This window comes from Microcoleus sp. F4-D5 (genome assembly GCF_036704885.1).
Lineage (GTDB): Bacteria > Cyanobacteriota > Cyanobacteriia > Cyanobacteriales > Microcoleaceae > Microcoleus.
The window spans coordinates 45,889-69,325 of the sequence record NZ_JAUBSX010000022.1 but is presented as its reverse complement, the minus strand read 5'-3'; the positions used below and the strand labels follow the sequence as shown (position 1 = coordinate 69,325).

At 46.0% G+C, this 23,437-nt stretch carries 23 protein-coding genes; 11 read left to right on the top strand and 12 right to left on the bottom strand.

Annotated features, from left to right (window positions below):
• Positions 1 to 528: 528 nt before the first annotated feature.
• Positions 529 to 1,773, top strand: coding sequence for a protein kinase domain-containing protein (locus QUA80_RS12970; RefSeq protein ID WP_333425026.1), 1,245 nt, complete (start codon positions 529 to 531; stop codon positions 1,771 to 1,773).
• A gap of 178 nt (positions 1,774 to 1,951) precedes the next feature.
• Here the strand turns inward: QUA80_RS12970 and QUA80_RS12965 are convergent, their stop codons facing one another.
• Positions 1,952 to 2,170, bottom strand: coding sequence for a DUF4327 family protein (locus QUA80_RS12965; protein WP_006631282.1), 219 nt, complete (start codon positions 2,168 to 2,170; stop codon positions 1,952 to 1,954).
• Between the two features lie 638 nt (positions 2,171 to 2,808).
• Between QUA80_RS12965 and QUA80_RS12960 the strand changes: the two genes are divergently transcribed.
• Complete coding sequence (locus QUA80_RS12960) at positions 2,809 to 3,789, top strand: aspartate carbamoyltransferase catalytic subunit (RefSeq protein WP_333425024.1); 981 nt, start codon at positions 2,809 to 2,811, stop codon at positions 3,787 to 3,789.
• A gap of 133 nt (positions 3,790 to 3,922) precedes the next feature.
• On the opposite strand, the gene QUA80_RS12955 is transcribed toward QUA80_RS12960, so the two are convergent.
• Together QUA80_RS12955 and QUA80_RS12950 are read right to left on the bottom strand one after the other, a co-directional pair.
• Entirely contained in the window at positions 3,923 to 4,309 is a 387-nt protein-coding gene (locus QUA80_RS12955; protein WP_333425022.1) for an SH3 domain-containing protein, read from the bottom strand.
• Positions 4,310 to 4,685: 376 nt separating this feature from the next.
• Positions 4,686 to 4,991: a hypothetical protein gene (locus QUA80_RS12950; RefSeq protein WP_333425020.1), complete on the bottom strand. Its 306-nt coding sequence runs from the start codon at positions 4,989 to 4,991 to the stop codon at positions 4,686 to 4,688.
• Between QUA80_RS12950 and QUA80_RS12945 the strand changes: the two genes are divergently transcribed.
• The 3 genes from QUA80_RS12945 to QUA80_RS12935 all read left to right on the top strand — a co-directional run bounded on the left by QUA80_RS12945 (position 4,960) and on the right by QUA80_RS12935 (position 6,947).
• Positions 4,960 to 5,451: a molybdenum cofactor biosynthesis protein MoaE gene (locus QUA80_RS12945; RefSeq protein WP_333425018.1), complete on the top strand. Its 492-nt coding sequence runs from the start codon at positions 4,960 to 4,962 to the stop codon at positions 5,449 to 5,451. The genes QUA80_RS12950 and QUA80_RS12945 overlap by 32 nt on opposite strands.
• Positions 5,452 to 5,559: 108 nt before the next feature.
• A complete protein-coding gene (locus tag QUA80_RS12940; RefSeq protein WP_333240190.1) occupies positions 5,560 to 6,219 on the top strand; it encodes a sigma-70 family RNA polymerase sigma factor in 660 nt (219 codons plus the stop codon).
• Between the two features lie 140 nt (positions 6,220 to 6,359).
• The gene (locus QUA80_RS12935; protein ID WP_333425016.1) at positions 6,360 to 6,947 is read left to right on the top strand and encodes a zf-HC2 domain-containing protein; all 588 of its coding nucleotides are present in this window, start codon (positions 6,360 to 6,362) and stop codon (positions 6,945 to 6,947) included.
• Positions 6,948 to 7,210: 263 nt separating this feature from the next.
• On the opposite strand, the gene QUA80_RS12930 is transcribed toward QUA80_RS12935, so the two are convergent.
• On the bottom strand, positions 7,211 to 9,613 hold the full coding sequence (locus QUA80_RS12930; protein ID WP_333425014.1) for an NACHT domain-containing NTPase: 2,403 nt from the start codon (positions 9,611 to 9,613) through the stop codon (positions 7,211 to 7,213).
• Between the two features lie 221 nt (positions 9,614 to 9,834).
• On the opposite strand from QUA80_RS12930, the gene QUA80_RS12925 reads away from it, so the two are divergent.
• Genes QUA80_RS12925 through QUA80_RS12915 form a run of 3 tightly spaced genes read left to right on the top strand, consistent with a single transcriptional unit; the run spans position 9,835 to position 11,294 of the window.
• The gene (locus QUA80_RS12925; protein WP_333425012.1) at positions 9,835 to 10,422 is read left to right on the top strand and encodes an ATP-binding protein; all 588 of its coding nucleotides are present in this window, start codon (positions 9,835 to 9,837) and stop codon (positions 10,420 to 10,422) included.
• Between the two features lie 54 nt (positions 10,423 to 10,476).
• The gene (locus QUA80_RS12920; protein WP_333425011.1) at positions 10,477 to 10,683 is read left to right on the top strand and encodes a response regulator; all 207 of its coding nucleotides are present in this window, start codon (positions 10,477 to 10,479) and stop codon (positions 10,681 to 10,683) included.
• A 32-nt stretch (positions 10,684 to 10,715) separates the two neighbouring features.
• Entirely contained in the window at positions 10,716 to 11,294 is a 579-nt protein-coding gene (locus QUA80_RS12915; RefSeq protein ID WP_333425009.1) for a response regulator transcription factor, read from the top strand.
• On the opposite strand, the gene QUA80_RS12910 is transcribed toward QUA80_RS12915, so the two are convergent.
• Positions 11,212 to 11,616, bottom strand: a complete 405-nt coding sequence (locus QUA80_RS12910) for a gamma-glutamylcyclotransferase (protein ID WP_333425007.1) — start codon at positions 11,614 to 11,616, stop codon at positions 11,212 to 11,214. The genes QUA80_RS12915 and QUA80_RS12910 overlap by 83 nt on opposite strands.
• A 120-nt stretch (positions 11,617 to 11,736) precedes the next feature.
• Between QUA80_RS12910 and QUA80_RS12905 the strand changes: the two genes are divergently transcribed.
• Positions 11,737 to 12,336 carry a glyoxalase-like domain protein gene (locus tag QUA80_RS12905; protein WP_333155246.1) on the top strand — a complete coding sequence of 200 codons (600 nt, stop codon included), beginning with the start codon at positions 11,737 to 11,739 and terminating at the stop codon, positions 12,334 to 12,336.
• Positions 12,337 to 12,486: 150 nt separating this feature from the next.
• On the opposite strand, the gene QUA80_RS12900 is transcribed toward QUA80_RS12905, so the two are convergent.
• The 4 genes from QUA80_RS12900 to QUA80_RS12885 form a co-directional block, all read right to left on the bottom strand.
• On the bottom strand, positions 12,487 to 13,764 hold the full coding sequence (locus tag QUA80_RS12900; RefSeq protein ID WP_333425005.1) for a bifunctional sterol desaturase/short chain dehydrogenase: 1,278 nt from the start codon (positions 13,762 to 13,764) through the stop codon (positions 12,487 to 12,489).
• Between the two features lie 73 nt (positions 13,765 to 13,837).
• Positions 13,838 to 14,461 carry a restriction endonuclease subunit R gene (locus QUA80_RS12895; RefSeq protein WP_333425003.1) on the bottom strand — a complete coding sequence of 208 codons (624 nt, stop codon included), beginning with the start codon at positions 14,459 to 14,461 and terminating at the stop codon, positions 13,838 to 13,840.
• A 160-nt stretch (positions 14,462 to 14,621) separates the two neighbouring features.
• Positions 14,622 to 15,494: a polysaccharide deacetylase family protein gene (locus QUA80_RS12890; protein ID WP_333425002.1), complete on the bottom strand. Its 873-nt coding sequence runs from the start codon at positions 15,492 to 15,494 to the stop codon at positions 14,622 to 14,624.
• A 263-nt stretch (positions 15,495 to 15,757) separates the two neighbouring features.
• Positions 15,758 to 17,401 (bottom strand): family 10 glycosylhydrolase, encoded by a 1,644-nt coding sequence (locus QUA80_RS12885; protein WP_333425000.1) that lies wholly within the window; start codon positions 17,399 to 17,401, stop codon positions 15,758 to 15,760.
• A 108-nt stretch (positions 17,402 to 17,509) separates the two neighbouring features.
• On the opposite strand from QUA80_RS12885, the gene QUA80_RS12880 reads away from it, so the two are divergent.
• Complete coding sequence (locus tag QUA80_RS12880) at positions 17,510 to 17,647, top strand: hypothetical protein (RefSeq protein ID WP_333424998.1); 138 nt, start codon at positions 17,510 to 17,512, stop codon at positions 17,645 to 17,647.
• A 203-nt stretch (positions 17,648 to 17,850) separates the two neighbouring features.
• Here QUA80_RS12880 and psb27 read toward each other — a convergent pair whose 3' ends face one another.
• The 3 genes from psb27 to QUA80_RS12865 form a co-directional block, all read right to left on the bottom strand.
• On the bottom strand, positions 17,851 to 18,249 hold the full coding sequence (psb27, locus tag QUA80_RS12875) for a photosystem II protein Psb27 (protein ID WP_333424996.1): 399 nt from the start codon (positions 18,247 to 18,249) through the stop codon (positions 17,851 to 17,853).
• Positions 18,250 to 18,396: 147 nt separating this feature from the next.
• Entirely contained in the window at positions 18,397 to 19,650 is a 1,254-nt protein-coding gene (locus QUA80_RS12870) for a DNA replication/repair protein RecF (protein WP_333424994.1), read from the bottom strand.
• A 339-nt stretch (positions 19,651 to 19,989) separates the two neighbouring features.
• Positions 19,990 to 22,809 carry a cation-transporting P-type ATPase gene (locus QUA80_RS12865; RefSeq protein WP_333424992.1) on the bottom strand — a complete coding sequence of 940 codons (2,820 nt, stop codon included), beginning with the start codon at positions 22,807 to 22,809 and terminating at the stop codon, positions 19,990 to 19,992.
• A 99-nt stretch (positions 22,810 to 22,908) separates the two neighbouring features.
• On the opposite strand from QUA80_RS12865, the gene QUA80_RS12860 reads away from it, so the two are divergent.
• Positions 22,909 to 23,052, top strand: a complete 144-nt coding sequence (locus tag QUA80_RS12860; protein ID WP_333424990.1) for a hypothetical protein — start codon at positions 22,909 to 22,911, stop codon at positions 23,050 to 23,052.
• Positions 23,053 to 23,437 lie beyond the last annotated feature (385 nt).

The window sequence follows — 23,437 nt, the reverse complement described above, 5'->3', positions numbered from 1 at the left end:
TGTCCCTACGACGGGTATATTGAATGTATTTCATGAACCTGGAATATGCTGTATCAGTAATATTACAGATAAATACAAAAAAACAAAAACACGAGACTAAAATCTTACACAATCTTTAATAAAAATCAGGATATTATAAAGATTTGATTAAACTAACGGCTGAAACTAATGGGGGAATAACCGCGTTTGTTGTGAGTTGTTTATTGTTAAGAATCAACACTTCGGAAAGTTTTTGATTGCCCACGGTAGAATATGGGTTCCAGGGCGATCCTCCCTCTCGGAGGGCAACGCTTGGCGAGGCACAGGATCTGCCAACGGAAAATCAAGGGTTTCAGACTAGGAACTCCAAAGAGTCCGGACTATTGAAGAATTAAAAATTAAACATTAAAACTCCCGATCGCTTATGAATTCTTAATTTTTAATTCTTAATATTTAAATTTTAATTGCTTGATGCCCCATGCTCTAAACCTATAAATTCCCGATCGCCCGCCACTACGCAATCATGGAGATTAATCACATAAATCGAAAATGCTGCTGACCCTTTTAGATCCCGAACAACAGAAACCCCTCCAACAGTGGAGTTTCGAGAGCGAGTCCATTGTGCGCATCGGCCGCTCTCCTGAAAATCACGTTGTGATCCCCAATGCTTTAGTGTCGCGGCAGCATCTGGAATTGCAAAGAGTTAATAGCGACACCCACCATCAGTGGTACTTAGTCAATTCGGGAACAAATGGCACTTTGGTTAACGGTATTCTCATGTCTCAGGGTTGGATATCCAACGGTGCGCTGATCCAGTTGGCGCGGGGCGGCCCAATTCTGCATTTCCAAGTTATTAATAATATTCAACTCGGCGGCAAGATTGAGGCGAACCCCACCGCCAATCTTGTCGCCCCGCGCTGTAGCCACGCGGGAAACCCGCCGGGGAATTTATTCTGCATTCACTGCGGTGAACCAATTAAAGTCGAGCGCACTATCCGCCACTACCAAGTGCTGCGAACTTTGGGCCAAGGCGGTATGGGGACAACTACTTTAGCCTGGGATCGAGACAAAGCGAAAGCTCAACAACCCGGAAGTTCCCCTGCTGCTTCTCTGGTAGTCCTCAAGGAAATGAATGCTGATATGGCTCAAATAGTCAAAGCTCAAGAACTTTTTGAACGTGAAGCTAAAACTCTCAAGACCCTCCACCATCCGGGAATTCCTCAGTTTTTTGACTTTTTTGTGGAAGGGGGGAAAAAATACTTGGTGATGGAAATGCTCCACGGCGAGGATTTAGAAAAACGCATCTACAACCGCGGGCCTGTTGCTCCCCAACAGGCAATAGAGTGGATGATCCAAACCTGTGAGGTTTTGGACTACATTCACTCTCAAAAACCCCCGATCGTCCACCGAGACATTAAACCTGCTAATTTGTTGGTGCGCCACCGGGACAATGGCATTACACTGCTGGATTTTGGTGCCGTTAAAGAAATCGGCACTCCTCCGGGGACTCGCATCGGCGTTGAAGGCTACACCGCACCAGAGCAAGACCGGGGACAGCCTCTCCCTCAGTCGGATTTATATGCTATTGGGCCTACTTTAATTTTTTTGCTGACGGCCCAAAGCCCTCAAAAGTTTTACGGGAAAATAGCTCGAGGTTACGGGTTTAAGCTCGAAAATATTCCGACGATCGCCCCGAAGCTGCGGGAAACCATTTTGCGAACTACGGCAGCTAAGCCTGGGGATCGCTTTCAAACTGCTCAACAATTAGCTCGAGCTTTAGCAGCTTCGCTTTAACAGAAGTTAGAGCTTAGAAGTCAAAAGTCAAAAGTCAAAAGTCAAAAGTCATGAGGAAGACGGCAAAGGGAAGAGGGAAGAGTGAAGAGGGAAGAAGGTAGCAACGGAAATTTATTGATAAAATTTACCCAATTGCCTCGGAATTTCTATCCGACACCCAAGTCCTCCGTCTCCTCTGTTATTCCTCGTCCCAAGCTTCTACAGCTATCAACTCGCTCACGGGGTCTTGCATAGAAAAATCAAACTCTAGGAGTTGCTGTTTCCAGTAAGGCCATTCGTCGCCGTAAAGCAGAGCAATTTTCCAAATGCTGTCTGTCGGTTTGATAATGTCAGACGTGACGAGAGAATGCACCTGACGCTGGAACTTAACCATCGGCTGTATAACCTGCTGGCTCATAATACCTCTTGAATTGTTTAAATCTTGTGTAATTACCACTTCCCAGCTCACACTTTTTACCGCAGTTTCGCCAAGAACAGTCTCGCCAAGATACGTGTAGATTTTTGTCGGGAAGCTACATATTCAACTTGTATCTTAACATAGTTGGTTTTGACAAGGGGCTATAAGCAGGACTGAAGATTCAAGACCGACTTCAAAGAATTAATCATCTTTAGAATGTCCCGCTATATGCTGTCGATCGGCAGTGGGAGGTTTGCCTCCTCGACTTTTTCCACATAGTGGCAGATGCAAGGGCTGCGGAAGGCTTGTTTTTGACAAGGCTGAGTTGGCGTGCGAGAAACTGCAACTAATGCTTTTTCGCTGCTACAGCCTAATTTCCGCTTTCCTGCGGGTAAACCGCACCTGTTTTAGCTTCGACGCTGGGTTCGCTGTGAGAGTGGGTCATAGCTACATAAGCTGATTATAACTCTACTGACCGCAAAAGCGATCGAAAATTGTTGGATACTGTTGATCGCAATCCCTAAATGTCGATCGAACATTCAAAAGCAACAGCAGAGCGGGCGTACAAGGAAGTTCCAAACCCATCCTCCGTTCTGATTGAGTCAATCTAAAATCTCAAATCTCAAATCTAAAATTGTATGACTTGGACAAGGCGACACATTCTCACTCTGGCTGATTTTACCTCGGACGAATACGATACGGTGCTGCAAACAGCAGCCAGTTTTCGGGAGGTGCTCGGCCGCCGCACGAAGAAAGTGCCGGCCCTGCAGGGTCAAGTGGTCGCGAATTTGTTTTTTGAACCTTCTACCCGGACTCGCAATAGTTTTGAGTTGGCGGCGAAGCGGCTGTCGGCTGACACGCTGAATTTTACGCCGGGAAGTTCTTCTCTGACGAAAGGGGAGACTATTCTGGATACGGCTAAGACTTATCTGGCGATGGGAACGGATTTGATGGTGATCCGGCACGAACAAGCTGGAGTTCCCAGCACAATTGCCTCGGAAATGGACCGATTGGGTTCGAGAGTCAGCGTTCTCAATGCTGGAGACGGTCAGCACGAACACCCGTCGCAAGGTTTGCTAGACTTATTTACTATTTGTTCTCTGTTAGATACCGAACGTCCGCGGCTGGAACTGTTAGCGGGCCAAAAAATTGCTGTGGTGGGGGATATCTTGCATTCGCGGGTGGCTAGGTCTAATATTTGGAGTCTAACGGCTTCTGGGGCTGAGGTTCATTTGGCCGGGCCGCCTACTTTGCTGCCGCTGTTGTTTGCTGAGTGCGGCGATGGTAGGGAAGGCAAGTTATTTTTGCACTGGCAGCTTGAACCTGCTTTGGTCGATGCTGATTTTGTGATGACTTTGCGCCTGCAAAAGGAACGGATGAGCGAGCATTTGCTGCCGAGTTTACGAGAGTATCATTCTTTGTACGGGATTACGCGCGATCGGCTCAAACTCTGCAAGCCGGACGTGAAGGTGTTGCACCCGGGCCCGGTTAACCGCGGCGTGGAAATTAGTTCTGATTTGATGGACGATGCCCACTTTAGCCTGATTTCTCAGCAAGTTACCAGCGGCGTGGCGGTGCGGATGGCATTACTTTATCTGATCGGCGGCGGTAAAGTTTAGGCTGTTAGTTGTTAGTCATGAATTTCGGATATTCGATTATTTTCAGGATCGCCTCTTTACAATAATCGTTACCCAGTATGGCCGGGTAACGATTAAAACTCTTTCTAGAAATGTAAAGCGATCTAGTTAAGAGTTAGGAAAGCCAGGAAGTAGACACCCAGCCGCCGCCTTTGAGTTGGGCCCAGCCGTTTCTGTAACGGCCGGTCAATTTGACGTGGTCTCCATAATATAACTTGCCGATGACATGAGAACAGCTAGTGGGGCGGTTGCGGATATTCAGTCGGCCGCCGTTCGTGACAACTTTGGCATAGCTGTGATGGCTGTGATGGCTGCGATGGCCACAGCGTTTGTAGCAACTTGCGGCCTGCGCTTCACCTGGGACACCCAGAACAGATAGGGCTACTGCCATACCTGCAAGGCCTATCCATGCAGAATTAGGAATCTTCAAGCCCAGTTGGTCTAACGACTTGACTTGGAGTTCGGACTCTGGAGATTCATAAGCAACAAAAGAGTGGCTCAATGCTAGTGCTTCCATAGTTTCCTCGTGATTGTTGTTAACATTTGTTGGTGCAGACTCAGGTCGAAACCTCAATTAACAGCCCAAACCATTAAGTTATGTTTCTGAAAAGGCACATGAGGGAGTACGGTCTTGCTGTTGCCGAGTATCCGCCAATTTGCCTCAACCTTGCACAGGTATATCATGTCATCTAAGTAGCTTTCCGGAACAAAAAAATAAATAAAGTTTACATCTGCTGCTAAAGATTTGCGCGACGCGGATTAAGTAGGAGGGCAGAATTAAACTTAACTGTGTCATTCAAAAGGGAACAAAGTTATGGATTGGGGTTGGAAATTGCTTGTACTGAGTTGCGAATGACACTACTTATTGTTGTGCTTATTTATTGAGTTACTACAGCAATACCGGCAGTTAATTTAGATAAAAAAGCATCCGGCTCGTCTTCAAGCACGGTCTTAATTTGGTTTTGGTGAGTCATATTGTAGCCGATCGCACTGGTGCAGAAATTCGGGGCGATGGCGTCGGGTCCTCCCCCGTGCTGCGAGATTTGGATCGAGATTGACCTGCCGGTGTTCCCGAAAAGAATGCAACACAAATCCATGGCGACTTGATTTGTGTCAAGATCGATTAACATATCCAGCAACACTTCTTTGGCAATGAACTCCTTCGCTGCACTTTCGATCGGCACAATTCCTCAATGCCATGAATCAGACAGCTTCGCGATTACGATAGCGCCGTTGTCTGTAGAGGAAATATACGCTTTGGCAGATGACCCCGCGAACGGAGCCGTGGTAATAATGAGCGGTACAGTCCGCAACCAAACTGACGGTCAAGCTGTAGTTTCCCTGGAATATCAAGCCTACGAACCGATGGCCGTGCGAGTATTCCAGCAAATCGCTACTGAAATCCGCCGCCAGTGGGCCGATGTCAATCGGGTAGTCATTCACCACCGCGTCGGACACTTACAGGTGGGAGAAATCAGCGTACTGGTGGCTGTTGGCTGTCCCCACCGGGACTCGGCCTTTGCAGCTTGCCAGTACGCGATAGATACGCTCAAACACAATGTACCGATTTGGAAAAAGGAACATTGGGCCGACGGTTCTAGCAGTTGGGTTAGTATTGGAGCGTGCGAGCTTGTCGGGCATTAGTCAACGGATTTAAAATTTAAGATTTTAGATTTGTAGATTGAAGAGGGGAACTTGTTACGATCTGCAAGCGTCAAAAACTGTGGAATGTTCGATGAGCCAATTCCACCGATGAGCGACTTTATTTCCGTGTCCTGGTCTGCGGTTGTGGCGACCGTTCAAAGAGTGCAATTGCCAGCCGAAAAACTCTCTAATTATGACTTGGTGTTGCGGTGTCAGGAAGGAAATCGACCTGAAAGCAATGCCTTTTCAGAACTGTTGAAGCGGTATCAGTCCCACGTAGACAGGGTTCTCTATCACTTGGCCCCTGACTGGCAGGATCGAGCAGACTTGGCTCAGGAAGTCTGGATTCGAGTCTACCGCAATATTAACCGCTTGCAAGAGCCTGTTAAATTTCGGGGCTGGCTGAGTCGCATCGCCACGAATTTGTTTTACGATGAGTTGCGGAAGCGCAAGCGGGTGCGAACTCCGCTTTCTCTGGACGTACCCCGTGCTCTGGAAGATGGGGAGATTGATTGGGAAATTCCGGCCGACAGTCCGGGGCCTGATGAAGATTTGACGACTAGAGAATTTTACGACCAGTTGCGGGTGGCGATCGCAGATTTGCCGGAAGTATTCCGCACGACAATTGTTTTGAGAGAAATTGAAGGTTTAGCCTATGAGGAAATAGCGGAAATGACTGGAGTTTCTCTGGGAACTGTCAAGTCGAGAATTGCTAGAGCTCGCCAAAGATTGCAGTTGGAATTGCAAAAATATCTAGATGGTAATTAGCAAGAGTGTTTTTAGAGGCGGGTCAAGAAGATTGGGTGATGTTTTCTGTCACGTCAAAAGTTCTATTTTAAAACATAAAAAAGCAGTAAATCATTCTAATCGCAACTGCGTTCTTCCCCCAATTAAAGCAATTTTGAAATATGAATTATAACTTTGAATCGGATAAAAATCAGAATCAGCAAGGTATCGGGGATTCACTCGCTGAAACTCAAGCTAACAAAAATTATCCCCAGGGGAATGTAACTACTATGATGCGCGATCGCTTTGAATTGCTGAGTGCCTACCTCGACGGCGAAGTGACGGCTGCAGAACGCCGGCAAGTGGAGGACTGGCTGACAAATGACCCCACTACGAAGCGTTTGTACTCGCGACTGCTGATGATGCAGCATAGTTTTCAGACAATGCCGGTGCCTCCTGCGGAACAATCTGCACAGGAGTTGGCGACGAAGGTTTTGCAGCGGGTGGAACGCAAGACGAAACGAAATTTGGTTTGGCGTGGAGGGGCAATCGCAGCTTTGTTGATTGCGGTGGTGTCTGCTGTCGGTGGCGGCCGCCAATGGTTGGCGCCCCAGTTTGCTCGATCGCCAGTTCCTGCTGAATCTGACGGTTTGATTGTGGCTTTGAACGAGCCTCTGGTAGAGATTGTTAATCCCAACGATTTGATGCTTGGGGTGAATGCACCAATCGTGGATATTCCCAAACTTGGCGTAGGAACCCCTCAAAAGTAATTGCCAAAGGCGCAGTAAGGTTTCTGTTTTGAGCAATAACGGAAGTTGCTAAGCTCCCTAAAAAAGGGGGCTTTTGCCGTTTTTACCTATTTTTCAAGGTGGATATATCCTTTGACAATCTCTGGGTTTTGATTGGCTAATTGCCTAAATCTTTGATTGATAGGGAAACCGCAGATAAACGCAGATAAACGCAGATAATTTCAAGATAGTTGGCAACTTTTGCAATCTTGTCTAATCACGAATTGTGGGGCGCTCGCTCGCGCTTAATTGCGATCGCACTTGTGACCTGTTTTTTGGATATTTGCGATCGGCAACAGCAATGTCTCCTCAATTTCCTGGCGCACAGCAGGAGATATATTACAACCGCTATTGAGGCAATATACCAGCAATTTATTAGCATCGTAATACTTCCTCAGCAATGAATTCTGCTGTTTGCTAAATTGCCAATCGTGACCTATATTGCGATAGGAAATTATGATTTGTCTTAATTCCCTAGTCCAAACTTGTCCGTTAGCCTGCCACCATTCTCTAAATATTTCCTTGTGACCGGGGTATCGAGGTAGTTGTTTCTTAAGTTTTTGCAGTGCTTGCATCAGTTCAGGTTCCACAAGAGGGACAAGAAGAATGTCGTGGGCAAGACTAAGGGCTGGGTCAATAGCACCGTCGAGTACAGGCAAAATGGCAAGGTCAAGAACAAGGTCAAGGGTAAATTCAACAGCAGGGTCAAAGGTATGTTTAACGGCAAGGTAAAGAGCTGGGTCAAGGAAACGTTCAGGGTTACGATTAAGAGCAAGCTCAAGGGATGGAAGAAGGGAAAAGTAAAAGAATCTCACTGCCGCAGGTTTGTACGGAAAATCAACAGAAAGGGATTTTTTGTTTACCCACTTTAGAAATTGCTGTAACTGCTCATCATCAGCGACGAGTACATCAACTTGCTGTTTCATTAACAGCAACAAGTCATCAGCTTTTTGCAACATCCCAACCGCCAGGAAAAAGACTTCTCGCCAGCGCTTATCGGTGATGTGAATGACCAGTTTTTTAAAAGAGTGTGCCTCATAATTGTCAACAATTGCTTTAGCAGTAAAATACTCTTGAAATATTAGATGAGAAAACGAATAAATCCCTCTTGCCCTCTCCACTAATAATCCATGTTGTGCCTCGATCGCCTTCAAGACAACCTCACTATCTATTTCTAACTGAACGCGGTCAGTTGTGCCATCTGGCAAGTTAGCTAGATAATCGGCAATCACTTGTTGGATTTGATTTTTCTCGAAAAAGTAATCGCCCCGATCAAAAGTAGTAGCTGCCACAAAAGCAAGTAAATGTTTCTTGCGGCACAAATTCAAATCGCGATAAACTTCATCCCGTTGAATGCCTCTAGTTTCATCCCATTTTCTGAGCATAATTTCCATGCCTTCCTCATACAACTTGGCTCGGTTGGATGGAAAATCTGCTTTAGATTGGAATACTAAACAAGTCAGATTAAGCAAAATTGGCGTTACTGCTAGTTCTCTGATTTGCTGATTTTTTTGCTGTTTTAGGTTTTCTACAAATTGAGATGCTAAAGCTTTCCCTGCGTCCAGATTATGGGAAAATGCCACAAACCAATTGATCGCAAAGGCAGCGATTTGCTCGCAATTAAAATCGGCTACCTCAACACAGGTAAAGGCTTCGTCGTGAAATCGGTACTTAGCAGCGGCAATTCGACAGGTAATAATAAACTGATTGTTGTAATACTTTTGGACAAACTGACGAATCTGTCTGACGACTGCATCGCTATCTGATTCGGTCACTTCATCTAAGCCGTCCAGCAAAATCAGTCCTCTGCCTTGACTGAGTACAGATTCAGTTTGCGATCGCGCCTCAACTCCGCAACTAGCAAATTCATCGCTGATATATTCTAATAAATTAACATTAGCGATTTCAGCAAAGTTTTTCAGAGAGATAAAAATCGGTATTTTATTTGCTTCTAATTTGGCGCGATCGCACTGAATGGCGATGTGTTTCAAAAAAGTAGTTTTACCGGAACCAGGTTTGCCGAGTACCATCAATTTAGAGTGAGATTTCACCGCATCCAATCCTGGTACTCGTTTCTGGCGCACTTTGCCTAAACCCAAGCGGTTAAAGTTATCTGCATCTGGGTTGAAGTCTCTGAGTAAATCGCGAATTTCTCCCGGCTGCCAACTGGTAATTTCCTCCAAAATGTTTACTTCAACGTAGAGGTTGCTGAGTTCGACGGGCTGTGCAATATCCAACAGTTGCATTTTGCTGTAAAGCTGTTGGATTTTGCTGTGGCATTTTTGCCGTATCTCTTCCACGACCAAATCAATATGCTGTTGGCCAAAATCTCTAACCCCCCCAACCCCCCCTTGGTAAGGGGGGGCTAAAGGAGGACGATCGACAATTTCTTCCCAATTCAACTGCAAAACCGTGCAGAAAGCCTTGAAAGCATTAGCTTTAATGGGTTCTCTTCCTCCTAAAAAGCGCCTCCAAGTTGGCAGGGAGAGGCCATCGGCATAGGGCCCGGCTTCTGTCCAAGTTCGATCGGGTTCTAATGTTTGACTAGCTTCTACTAACCATCTGGGGTCTTCTATCGTCGATCCCCTTTCTCTTCTTGCTTGCTTAATTTTTACTAATCCCTCTTCTGAGGCTTTGAGGGTAGTCATTATATAATTTACTTATCTAATTGTTAATGTCAGTTTTCGCTCAGTTTAGCGATCGCCAACTGAGTTTGTCAAGACCACAGCAACAAAGAGACAATGATCCTGACAACAAGTGCACGGCATACGGCAAAAGTTAGGCATAAATCATGCAAAATTTATTGTTCAGAATGCCACTCTTTTTTGCAAGTAAAAAATTCCCTTAAATGATGAAAAAGGAGCGCAAGATGAGAGATAATATAGATGAAATACCGTCAGGTGGAATAGGTATAAAACTCATTAGCAAAATTGCCGATGAGCTAAGTTATACCCGCACTGATGAGGGGCGAAACTGTCTGTTAATTGTGAAATATTTTCAGCCCGGTCTAATACCACCGGAACCTACTACTAACTTTGTTTTTTTTAAGCAGGCAATCAATTTTTTGAATGGTTTTAATTTTCGGTTTGAAAAGCAACTAGATAGCCCATTTTATCGAACTTCTAACGAGCTAATTAAAACAATTCACCTTCAACTAAATACTGATCTCAAGAGTGTCGAGCGAGTTTTAGGGTGGGTCGAACAATTAGAGTATCTACCCATTCCCGAAGCAGTTTTGCAGCAGTGCAAACTTGCTACGATCGAAGGGTTTACGAATGCTGTTCGCCACGCCCACAAAAATATGCCCTTAGAAACTCCGATCGACCTTGAAATAACCGTATTTAACGAACGCCTAGAAGTCAACATTTGGGATATGGGAGAGCCTTTTGACCTCCAAGCCAAGTTGATTGAAGAATTGCCAGTTATTTGGAACGATCTGGGATTTATGCTTGAGTAAAGCTGTTCTGTAATTAGCAACTTTAAATTGACAACAGAAAGGAAGTTTTTGGTGATGACTGTTGATACTACTCCCAAGATTCTCGTTGTGGATGATGACCCATCCATCCGCAATTTAATTCATCGCTTGTTAACTCATAAATATCAAGTAGATTCTGCCGCAGATGGCGAGACTGCTTTAGCATTGTTTGAGAAATTCAAGCCACTGCTAGTAGTTCTCGATTGGAATTTGCCGGATACTACAGGTGATCTCCTCTGCTAGGAAATGCAGCGCCGTACTAATGTTTTTGCATCGTGTTAAGCAGCCGCACAGACGAAGCCGATCGACTTAAAGTCCTGTCTGCAGGCGCTGATGACTATATCTGCAAACCCTTTTGTTTGGCAGAGTTGGCAATTCGTATAGAAGTTGTGTTGAGACGCATGAGGCCTGTCACTCCATCATGTATTGTATTCGATCGATTCGCGCTCGATTCAGCGCGTCGGGAAGCAACACTCAACGATCGCATTATCAAGTTAACAGCCTTGGAATTTAATATCTTGTATTTTTTGGCCAGTCATTCCGGTCAATCTTGGAGTCGCCAACAGCTAATCGAAAAAATCTGGGGGTGGAACTGCGACGACACAGGAGAAGAGAAAGTTGTTACCGTACATATCGGTCAGATTCGCAAGAAAATGATTGAAGTTGATGCTACTGGGTCGCAGTTTATTAAAACTATTCGGGGTTACGGTTACAGGTTCGATCCGATCGCACTGCAATGGCAATTTACTAAGCTCATCGGCATTAACCACTTTATTTGGCGAAAAACCGATTTTCCCACCTGCCGTGGGGCAGCCAGATGCCTCCTAGGGAACGAACGCGATCGGGTAACATGAAGTAAGCCCAAGCTGTGCCTAAAGGTTTGAGATGTCGATCGAAGATTTCGATTTCCTGCCGCTGATATTCGTTTTGTGTCGGTTCCCGCAGGGGATGATAATCTTCCAATCGGTCTAAATCGTCCAAAATAGCCGGGTTTGCGAAACAGAGGAGAAAACCGCAGACTGTGCCATCTCCGGCCACCATCGCAGGATAACCGATCGGCAGGGCAAAAAGTTGACCGCGGGCGATCGCGGGGCAAGCATCCACAACTTTTCCTTCGCAGTAGCGGAGGTAGTTGGACTCCCCGGGTTTGAGAGTGCCGTAGACAAAGACTTTCATCGGGTAAGGCCTAACCGCTAGTTTTTGCTAACATAGATGGCTAAGCTAATAGTTTAAGTCTCGCGGGCGATCGCGACTGCAATCTTGATAAATTTCGTTGTTTACCCTTTCTTATAATTCATGACTCTAGCAGTTAGTTTTATTGCTTTTGGACTTCGGCCTTTGTACTTGAGCTCTTTTTTGCCGTCCCTGCCCCTGGACAGCTTGTTTTCGACTCAAGGGATTATGGTAATGCTGCTGGCCGCCTATGCGGGGGCGATGTGGATGTTTCTCACCAGTGCTCCGAAGGTACACACGGTGATGGTATCGGATCTCGGCCAAGCGAGGGAGTTCTATGAAGGTATGCTAAACCTGCCCGTAGCAGAAGTGCCGCTGCACTACTACTACAATTACGAGCAAACTTTGGGGACAACTGGTATCGATCCGCTGTATTTGTCGCCGAATGTCGGGAGGGCAACGACCTCTCAAACAATGGGGAGTCCCGAGGGTTTGTGGTATCAGTTGATGAAAAATACCCAACTGCACATTATTAGCGGGGCCGGTGTAGGGGAAAAAAATCGCCCGCGTCACGTTTGTTTCGATCGCGATTGTTTGGATCAGCTATTGATGAGGGTACAAACTCGCGGCATTAGTTATAAAATTCGCCGGGAAAAGCCGCTAAACTTTTTGGTCAAGGATTACGACGGTCGCGTGATTGAAATGGCTGAGGTTAGTAATTAAGCAAGACTCGGCATTTGACACCAATCCTATACAAACTTTGGTCACAGCAGAGAGCGACTAAAGAATAAAAGGGGTATTAAAGCCGAATTTGGTATTACATCCCAAGTTAGAAACCCGGTTTATCTAATAAAAAACCGGGTTTCTTGTTTGTCAATTAATTTTTGCTTCCGCACTAGATTTTTTCGATGCCGCCGATTCTTTAATCTCTGAAACCGCTTTCCGGCTGAAGATTTGGAAGTAAAGAGAAACAAAAAATTCTTTGACTGGAAAAACTATAAATGTCAAAGGATTAATTGTGACGATGATATTGCGAACATCGGCTTTAGCTTGTTTGACAATTTGCTGCGCTACCCAGTCGGGAGACATAATGCCGATCGGGTTTAAGTTGCTTTTAAACGGCCCTAAAATCAGTTTGCGAACGATGCAGGGCGCGTCCAGCCGGCGCAGGGTGACTAAATCTCCCAGGGCGCGCTTGCTGAGTTCGTAGAGGGGGCTGACAGCGGGAATTACTTCTGCTTCGGAAGTGTTGATCCAGACTTCTTTGCAAGCGATGTTTTCGTTAGTGCGGACTGTTAAGAAAAAGAGTTCCATCAGCCGCCACGCGGAAAAAGTGTTAATTTCGTATGAGTTTGCGATCGCCTCTCCTGTTCTTTCTCCGTGTACGTTAATCCCGTGATTGATGACGAGAATATCGATTTTTTCTAACAATAGGGCTAAGTCTGCCTCTTGACCAGTTTGCCAAGTTACGGTTTTTACAGGTAAATTTTCGCCCTCTACATTCAAAGTAATTTCCTCATTTCCCGATGAGAGGGCGATAACTTTTGCACCAGCTTTGTGCAGGTGTTTGAGAAGCGATCGCCCTAAAGTTCCGGATGCACCGGTGACGGCTACAGTTTTGCCTTTGAGAGAAAGTGCTGTACCCATAAGTTTATCTATTAAGGTGAAAGTACCGCAATAGTAAGCATTTTGATTGTCGAAGTGATGCCGCCAGTGATAAGGTTTATTAACTAACCACTTGCCAGGGGGAGTCAGGAAGTCTCCCGGTTGGTGGGTGATGTCGGTTAATTTGTCTGCACCTTTGATGCCGCACCCGCGGGCGATCGCGCTCAACAAAAAGCCTAAAGTATAAATACAACCCGCTGCTGCGCCCCAGTGATATTCCGGCAGCCAAAAATAAGCTACAACCCACAGCAACAAGCCCAAAACCATCATCGCCGCAGCTTCGGGCACGTCGTGACGCCAGTGTGCTTGCTTGTAAATTGTCTCGCTGACGGGGGTCAAATTCGGGCGGAAAACGCGGTGATGCCAAGAGTGCAGCTTTTGCAGGGGTGCCCAATAATGGGACACGACGTGATAAAAGTCTCGTATTATTTCTGCCCAGCAGACAGAACCTATTGCCACAGCGCCGACTATAGAGTAATTTACCATGCTCGCATCAGTTTGAAATTTGAGATATTAGATATTGTCTGCTTTGAAAGATAACTCAAAATGGCTTTTATTGCTAGTCTGGCAGTTGACTCAGGCGTTTTAAAATCTGCAAAACGCGGTACAATTCATTGCCGGGATTGGAAATAACAAATTCCGCCGATCGCGCATACTGGGGAGTTTCGCCTCTAACTAACTTGACAAAAGAGAAGTTAGCACCTGTGGCAATCATCCCAAAAGTAGGATTTTCTGGGTTCGGATATGCCAGCATATATGTCAGGAGTTGGGCAAGTGCTTCGTCAGTTGAAAACGAAAGTTGTTTGGATTCAATTACTGTCACCCACAAGTTTGCTTTCATAATTAGGATATCTATTCTGCCTTCGATGATTCTGCCTTCGTCTTCCTCTTGAATGGCGATCGACTTTTCGGCCTTGACTTGAAAAGGAGACTCATACAGACCGGCAATAAACAAAATGGGGCTGATGATTGTTAGCTTGACTGCATTTTCCAATACAGGCGGGTTATCTACCAAGTTGAAGTATATGTCTTGAACGCGATCGAGTAATTGTTTTTCTGCGTCTGTTACTTCGGGTAAGTTTTCTTGCCATTCTCGGAAAAATTCGCTGGTGCGAACTCGCTGTAAACCGAAGTTGTCGATTAGATAGCGGAGGTTGATATCTCTTGATATAAGTTTTTGCATTATGATTATTAATAAAGGGTTTTATGGTTATTAATAAGTTTAGCATTCTTGGGATTTTTGACCGCAGATGACTGCAGATGAACGGGGATGAACGCAGATGAAATGCAGATCGAGCAGATTTGGCCCAGATGTTTGTTTATGGGGATTTGCGATCGGCAATTCACTGTTTTTGTGCTGCTTGCATTTGCAGCAATTGCGGCACGGTTACAAAACGATATCCCTGCTGTTTGAGTTTGGGAATAATTGCAGATAGCGCCTCGACTGTTTGCTGGCGATTTCCGCCGCCGTCGTGCAACAAGACGATCGCCCCCGTTGAAGCTTGGGATAGCACGCTACGGGCGATCGCAGCGGCCGGAGGTTGCAGAAAGTCTTTAGGGTCGATCGACCACATCACCACTACATAATTTTTCTTTTTAGCGTAATCTGCCAAACCGTTATTTAAGCGCCCGCCCGGGGGGCGAAACAAGAAACTTTTGGCCCCTGTCGATCGATAAATATGAACGCCAGTATTATCTATTTCATCTGATGCTGTTTTTTCGGTAACATTGTGAGAATAGTGATGCCAAGTATGATTGCCGATCGCATTTCCCCTTTGCACAATTCTTTTCGCAATTTCTGGATACTCCCGCAAATTTGCACCCAAGCAGAAAAATGTAGCTACTGCGTTATGTTTGTGCAAAACTTCTAATATTTTCAAAGTTTCAGGCGAAGGGCCATCGTCAAATGTCAGGGCGATAACTTTTGAGTTGTTAATACTGGCTTTATAAACAATTTGGCTGCGAAATTGCGCCGGCGGTGCGAAGACTAAAGGTTGTTCGGGAGGTTTGGGAGAGGGAGTTGCGGGGGGAGAAGGGGGTGTTTTGAGTTTTGGGGGTTTCAGGAGGTTTGGCGGGGGATTTTCAACGGGTGCGATCGGTATTAGCGGATTTGAATTGGCGGTTTTTTTGTTTTCCGACAACAGAGAAATTGTGAGGGTCAATCCGATAAATATAACGGTTTTAATAACCCGTTTTTTATTGCCTTTGGGACTCATCAGTTATAGGATTTATTTTGAACAATCTCATTATGCCTGATTGTTCTGCCAGCTTCAAAGTTTGGTAAATTATTTTTTTTTCAAAAGGTCGATCGTACTCCAGCAAGACTTAGGCAAAAACCGGGTTTTCTTAGGCAAATCAATCGTGATTCGCCGCTGATTCCGATAAAAAAACCCGGTTTATTGCTCAAAAGTCTACCCTTTCATGCTCTTGCGACGACCGTAAAACAAGGTGATGACACCCTTTGCGTCCAGGAATATATCTACAATCGGCAAGTTTGCCGCGCCCTTTCATCCTCCGGTTCTTGCCACCCAAAAGCAAAATGACTCACCGCATTAATTTGCGGAGTCGCCGAGCGAATTGCCCGCATTTGAATCTCCAAAGACGGCCGATTTTTGAGAGGTTTTCCCCAATCTCCAGCAATGGCAGGAATGATTTTTGCTCCCGCAGGCGCTAAACTCACAGTGCGCTGCACCTGTGGCACAATGCAGCTTACATCCCCGCAATTTCCGTAAGACATGGCGTGAAATTCCACAGCAGCCGGAAAATTGTCCCAAGGCTGCAATCTCGAATCATATCCCCCTTGATTTATCGCTTGATTTGCAGTGGGAAAAAACACTGCTCCTACAGGAATTCCCATCCTTTGAGCTGGTTGAATTGCTATGCCAAAAAACTCTAAAATCCCTTGGACTGCGTGAGCAACGCTCAGTTTCCACAGGTCTTTTTGCAGAGTGCCGGTATCGGGAAGTCGTGGTGTCGGTTTTGGTGTGGGAGTTGCAGGGTTTGGCTTGTTAGCGGCGGGATTTGTTGAGGCAGATCTGGATGCGGCATTCTGACTTCTAGAAGCTGTAGTTGCTACTGACATCGCCTGCGGAATTCGACCCTGCCAAAGAGGTTCTTGCTCAGTTGGATACTGTTTGACTACTGCTTGAACGTCATTAGGATTGATAAATCCCTTAGTCAAATATCGCTGAATTAAATCTCGCCCTTGCTGATTGTTAGCCCGCTGCAACAGAACTTGCTGCGATGCTGGGCCGTAAATCCACAAGTCTTGAACTTTGGTAGCAACTGAAGCGGGTCCGATGCCCCTTAGATAGCGAATGTAGTCGAATAACATTCCTTGCGGCTTGCGCTTGACTATTTGATTTACTAACAAAGTATAGTCTTGCCGTGCTTGCGGGTTGTACGGATCGATAAAGGCTTGATTGCCCGGAACTTCTCCGAAGTCCTCGTTAATTGCTGCGTATTCGCTTACTGTTAAACTTGTCTGATTTTTACCGTTGATAGCGAGGGTTTGCTGTCTGTCGGGACGCTGAGAATAGGTATAGCCAAAGTTCATTGTAAATAACCAGGCGTAAACTTTTAAACCTCGTTGTTTGCCTTTGGCGATCGCCTTTTCTAACAAATCGTATTTCTCGTAACCGCGATTTCTCACAACAGAAGGCCAAGCCGTTGGATTGTCGGCTGCTGGGAGCAGCACTTGACCATCGTAAAACACTTCGACATAGACTTGGTTGTAGCCTTTATTCACAACTTTGTCTAATACTCGATCGAGTTCTCCGGGTCTGACATCGCAGGGATACAAACGCAGCCAAATTGCTTGGGTTTCGGGCCAAGTTTTTTGGCGGCATTCTGCTATTTCCCGCGCGTGTTTGTTCAAAACAGCAAAATATGCTTGCTGAGATTCCCGTTTTCCCGACAGCGCGGCGCGGCGCAAGTCTTCTTTTTGATTGACCTGTTCTTGGGATAATTGGCAATAGGCTGATGTTTGGGCCAAAGCTGGTTGATTTCCGATAAACGGCCAAACAAGCTGGCTGATGAAGCTACTGGTTAAAACAGCAGTTACCGCACTGAAAAAGCGTCGCTGGTGTTGAAAATTCGCGATGCGAGTTGGTGCAATTTTCATGGGAGAATTGAATGGGGTTTTCTGGTTTAAATTGGGTGGCGAGCGCAAAAATGCGATCGCGCTCAACAAGCAGCTACAAATTTTCTACTTTTTTCGGTTGACCTAGTTATGGCACAAGTCGATCGCACAATGCAAATTCTGTCTGGCGACTATTTATATCATGTGCGATCGAATAACGGCAGGCAAGATAACACTCGCCGCTTAAAACCGCTACTGTACAAACGAAGTCCCTCCACAGCATACTAAAGAGTAAAATGGGTAAAAGGCCCGAACTTGAAATCATATCCAGTTGAATATTTCAGTATCTTTTCACTAAATTCTGCATAAAAAAGCGCCTGGGTACAGTGGGCGCTAAAAGCAGTTGATATTTCTACTAAAAATTGTTAACACTCAACTGTCAAGGGTGAAAGATGAATCTTTAAAATTATCTCGATCCCTAAATTTTGAGATTAAGATTCTCTGTTGAGAGCAGCTTCAACCTGCTGAAATTCTGACTCAAGACGCTTTTTCAACTTTTCAGGAACGGGACGGTTTGGATAGGAACTGTAATGTCCTGCCAAAGAGTTTAATGCCGTGCGCATTGTCGTGAAAGATGCCAGCTTAGTAAGAGCGGGATCGCGGCGGTAGGCAGCAAAAAAATCGTTGATGCTTGTGCGAGCCTTGGCTTGAGCGGCTGCTTTTTCCGGCGTGCCCTCTGGCAAAGTGAGCGCTGTTCTCAAGCTCTTCACTAATGCTAATGTATCTTGACCGTAATCTCCACTCAGAGTTGCCGGAACATTGGTACAGCCTGCTATGCCGATGACAACAACTAATACCAGGGCTAACAGACGGGAAATGTAATGCTTCATAAGGTTTAGGAAAATGGCAGCGAAAGCGGCAATCAAAATTAACCTTTATCCTATCTCGAATTCAGCTAATAATGCCAAATTTTCAATTTTTTTGTACCTTTACCATGAAACACAAAATTTGTCAATCCAAAATCTAAAATCTCAAATCTAAAATCGATTGATTTGTCCGGCAACGACGGAGAGAATTTGGGTTTGTCGCAGCCACTGAGCATCAAAAGCGCCTAGGTGAGTTGTAGTAATCAGAGTTTGAAATCGTTCTTGAATTGTTTCTAAAAGTTGATTTTGGCGGCTCAGATCTAGTTCTGCAAGTACGTCGTCGAGCAACAGTAAAGGCGCTTCGCCGACGACTTCTTCAATAAGCTGCAATTCGGCTAATTTTAATGCTAATACCAGAGTTCGCTGCTGGCCTTGGGATGCGTATTGACGAGCTGGGGTACTGTTAATTGTAAATGTAATATCGTCGCGGTGGGGGCCGACTAAAGTGGTTCCTTGAAACTGTTCTGCGATCGCCCTTTTTTGAATTTTCTCTAAAAATGCTTGCCGCACCCCTTCGAGATTGTCTTTAGCGATTAATTCTGCACCTACTTCAATATTAGCATCGTATTTCACATCTAAAACTTCTGTGGAACCGCTAATTGAACGGTGCCAATTTCGAGCTAAAGGCATCAATCGCTCCAAAATTCGATCGCGCCTGCGGATCACGCGAGCTCCCGCTGTCGCCAACTGCGCGTCCCACAAAGCTAATTCTGAACTAGGAATGGGGAATGGGGAATGGTTCATGGGGAATGGTTCATGGGGAATGGGGAATTCTTTTCTATTTTCTTGTTCGGGATTTTCATATTCCATAGAGCGCATTTTGTCAATATTTTCGGAAAATTCCGCTTTCCTGATTTCTTTAGAACGTTTCAACAGAGCGTTTCGCTGGCGCAAAATTTGGTTGTACTGCTGCAAAATGTGAGCGTAAATCGGTTCTAACTGAATGACTAGGCGATCGATCCAATTGCGCCTTCCTTCGGGTCCGCCGCGCACTAAGTCCAAATCCAAACAAGAAAATTGCACTACATTTAAAATGCTCAAAAAATCTAAATGGCGGCGCAGCGGTTCACCGTTGAGCTTCAGTGTCCGACGCGCCGCAGAGCGAAGAGTTAAAGCTAAGTCGATTGCTCCGGTTTGGCGTTCGAGTGTAGCATCAATTTGCCCGCTAGGCTTTGAGTCGAGTATTAAATCGCGATCGCGCCCTACTCTGTGGCTTTTTAATGTAGAAAGCAACTCTACCGCTTCTAACAAGTTAGATTTTCCTTGAGCGTTGTTTCCTACTAAAATGGTTTTGGGAGCGTCAAACGCTACCTTTTGATCGAAGTAGTTCCGAAACTGCCGTAGGTGCAGCGTTTTCAAATACATAATATTAGTAATCTGTAATCGGTAAATAGTAATTAGTAATTGGTAATTGGTAATTGATAATTGATAATACAGTCACCGTATGGTGCAGGGGTCGGCGCACCTTAAAGGCTTGCAACCGCGAGCGTTTGCGATTGCGATTTTCGGGGAGCGCTGCGCTCGCAATCACATTATAACTAAGTAATAAATATTTTATTTTGACACACAATCTATTTAGTCTTCATCCAATGACTTTCGCTGCTATCCAGGGGTTTTGAGCCCCTGGCGAATGTTGAGAATTGCGCCAATGCCAGCGGTATAACGAATAATGAAACATCGCTCATTATCCGTCAGCCGTTAACACTATTTTCGAGTTTTGTAAAAGCGCACGAACAGTTTTTCCATTTCAATCCAGACAAACATGAGCGCACTAAAGCCGAAGCAAACCAGCAACTCAAACGCCGTTAAATAATGAGTGCCAAAAAATGTTCTCAGCGGCGGAACGTAAATCAGCATCAATTGCAAAGCAGTAGTAACAATTACAGCTCCCCACACAAAAAGATTAGTGAAGGGATTTAACTCGATAGTTAGCTGAGTGTTAGACCGAATGGCGATCGCGTGGCCCATTTGCGCCAAACAAAGAGTTGTAAACACCATTGTTTTCCAAGCATCTGGATTGCCGTGGCCGGGAGCATGAGTATATCCGTAAGCCCAGGACATCATTGCGATCGTCAAAATTGCAAAAATAATCCCGATGCGAATCATATAAGAACCCAAACCCCGCGCAAAAATACTTTCTCGCGGACTGAAAGGAGGCTTTTTCATCACGTTCGGTTCCGCCGGTTCCACGGCCAAGGCCAAAGCGGGAACGCCATCTGTTACTAAGTTCATCCACAAAATTTGCAGCGGCGTCAGCGGGACTCCTCCCAAACCCATTAAAGGTGCGGCGGCAATTGTCAAAACTTCGCCGATGTTGCTGCCCAAAATGTATTTAATAAAGCGGCGAATGTTGGTATAAACCACTCGCCCTTCTTCAGCCGCCGCAACTATTGTTGCGAAGTTGTCGTCGAGGAGCACCATATCGCTAGCTTCTTTGCTGACATCGGTGCCGGTAATCCCCATTGCGATGCCGATATCGGCTTGTTTCAAGGCGGGAGCGTCGTTAACGCCGTCGCCGGTCATCGCTACAAATTTGCCCGAACTTTGCAAACCTTGGACAATGCGCAATTTGTGTTCGGGAGAGACGCGGGCGTAAACGCTAACGTGTTCGACGCGCTGTTGGAGTTCTTCTTGGCTGAGCTTTTCTAATTCTTGACCGGTGAGAACTCGATCGCCCTCTCTAGCAATACCTAAATCGTAGGCGATCGCCTTTGCTGTCAACTGGTGGTCTCCTGTAATCATCACCACCCGAATGCCTGCATCGCGGCACTTCTTCACTGCTTCCCGCACTTCCGGGCGCGGGGCGTCCAGCATACTGACGAGTCCCAGCCAAATCATGTCTTGTTCGCTGGTTTCGTCAGAACCTTCGGGCGGCAAGTTTTCCCAGAGTTTGTAGGCAAACCCTAGAACTCGCAAACCGCGGCTTGCCATGTTGTTGTTTTCCGCGAGGATGCGATCGCGCATTTCCTGATTTAAAGGTTGTACTCGATCGCCGACAACAATGCCTTTGCAGCGCTCTAAAGTCAACTCTGGAGAACCTTTGGTCAGCATCAAATAATTCGGCTGCTGTCCTTCTGCTGCGGGAAATCCCGAATTTCCCGATCGGCCCGGCACTTCGCAAATCACGCTCATCCGCTTGCGTTCGGAAGAAAAAGGAAATTCCGCCGTCCGCTGCAGCAATTGAGACTGTTTTTCCTTATAAATACCTGCTTTTGCAGCTAAAGAAAGCAGAGCTCCCTCCGTGGGGTCGCCCAAAATCTTCCATTCTTGCTGTTCTTGTTGCAATATCGCGTCGTTGCAAACTGCACAGGCAATTAATAAAGATTCGAGTTCTGGATATTCCTCTAAATTATTAATTTGGGCTGATGTATGGAGATCGGTAAAATCTCCGATCGGAGCATAGCCGTCGCCTCCAATGCCGACATTGCAGTCGCCCGTAGACACTAGCTGAACTACCATTTTATTTTGAGTCAGAGTACCTGTTTTGTCTGAACAAATGGTAGTAACAGATCCCAAAGTTTCCACAGCAGGAAGTTTGCGAATCAGGGCGTTTCGTTTCACCATCCGCCTAGTTCCGAGTGCCAGAGTAACTGTCACGACTGCGGCTAGTCCTTCGGGAACCACAGCCACAGCCATACTGAGAGAAACTTTTAACAGTTCTGGAAACCTGCTGGTATCGAACCCGATGCCGCCGTTTTTGAAGGTAATCATCCCGCCGATGACGACAATTGCCACTAAGGCTAGGGCACCGGAGACTAGAACATTTCCCAACTGGCCCATCCGCTGTTGCAGGGGAGTCGGTTCGCTTTCTACTGACTGAAGCATGGCGGCAATTTTGCCCAATTCCGTTTGCATTCCGGTGTTGGTGACGATCGCCTTTGCCCGTCCCTGAACAACTTCTGTGCCTTGAAAAATCAGGTTGAGCCGATCGCCCAAGGAAGCATCTTCTGGAAGTTCTTGATCCGCTTGCTTGGTAACTGCTAAAGCTTCTCCTGTCAAAGCAGATTCTCTGACTTGCAAGTTGGAAGCTTCGATCAAGCGTCCGTCTGCTGCTATTTTTACCCCAGCCTCCAACAGCATCACGTCTCCTGGTACGAGTTCCTTGGCTGCTATTTCCGAAGTTTTGCCGTCCCGCAGGACTCTGACTAGTGGGGAAGCGAGGTTTTTGAGGGCTGCGAGGGCTTTTTCAGCACTTTGCTCTTGGAAATAGCCGAGAATGCCGTTGAGTATGACGATCGCAAAAATGGCGATCGCATCTTTGGGAAAAGTATTCGACTGGATGTCCAAAAAAGCCGAAATCACGGCCACACCCATCAGCATCAACAACATGATGTTGGTGAACTGATCGACAAAAATCGACCACGGACTGCGGCCTCCGGTTTCTTCTAGTTCGTTGGGGCCGTATTGCTGCAAGCGTTCTGACACCTGTTGGCTGCTCAATCCAGCGTCTTTGTTGCTGCTTAACTGCTTGAGAGTTTTGTCAATTGCTACGGTGTGCCAAGAAGAGGGAGAAGTTGAAGACATAAATTACGATCGAGCATGGGGCATAAAGGTGGTTGCGGCCGGACAGCTACAGCCGATCCGTGTGGCTGATGGCAGTGAGAGAGTTTTTAATTTTGAGTTTTGAATAAAAAACTGTTTCACTTAGGACTCGTATGGGGCGGTTCGATGCCCGGGAAGCAGGAAGCTTTCAACTTCACTGCATCTGGCGGTTCGATCGCACCGCTTGTAGACCTACCGCTGATAGCACTTATCCACCTTAACTAAAAATTAGCAATTTCTTCGGCTTTTACCCAAAGCCCAACGGCTGAGTTTAGTCTTTTAAATGGCGATATTTTCGGCAAAAGCTGTGGCTGTGGCGATCGGGGTCACAATTTATGGGATTTTACTCACCTAATTCTGCCTGCATCCTGGATTGAGCATAATTTTTGCTTTTTTCGCTATTCCCAACGCCTTGTTTTAGCAAAACTTTAATTTGCTTAACTCTTTTTAACAATTGATTTTTCTGCGGGAAAGCCAAAAGAGGCGATCGACGCGAGGGTTCGGGGCGGCCCCACCTCCAAAGCAACGGCTACAGAACCAGACTGCTTGTTGGTTGCGGCAACAGCGCATCTACCGCAGGAAGTAGAATTTGCCGCCTTCGCCCCACCCA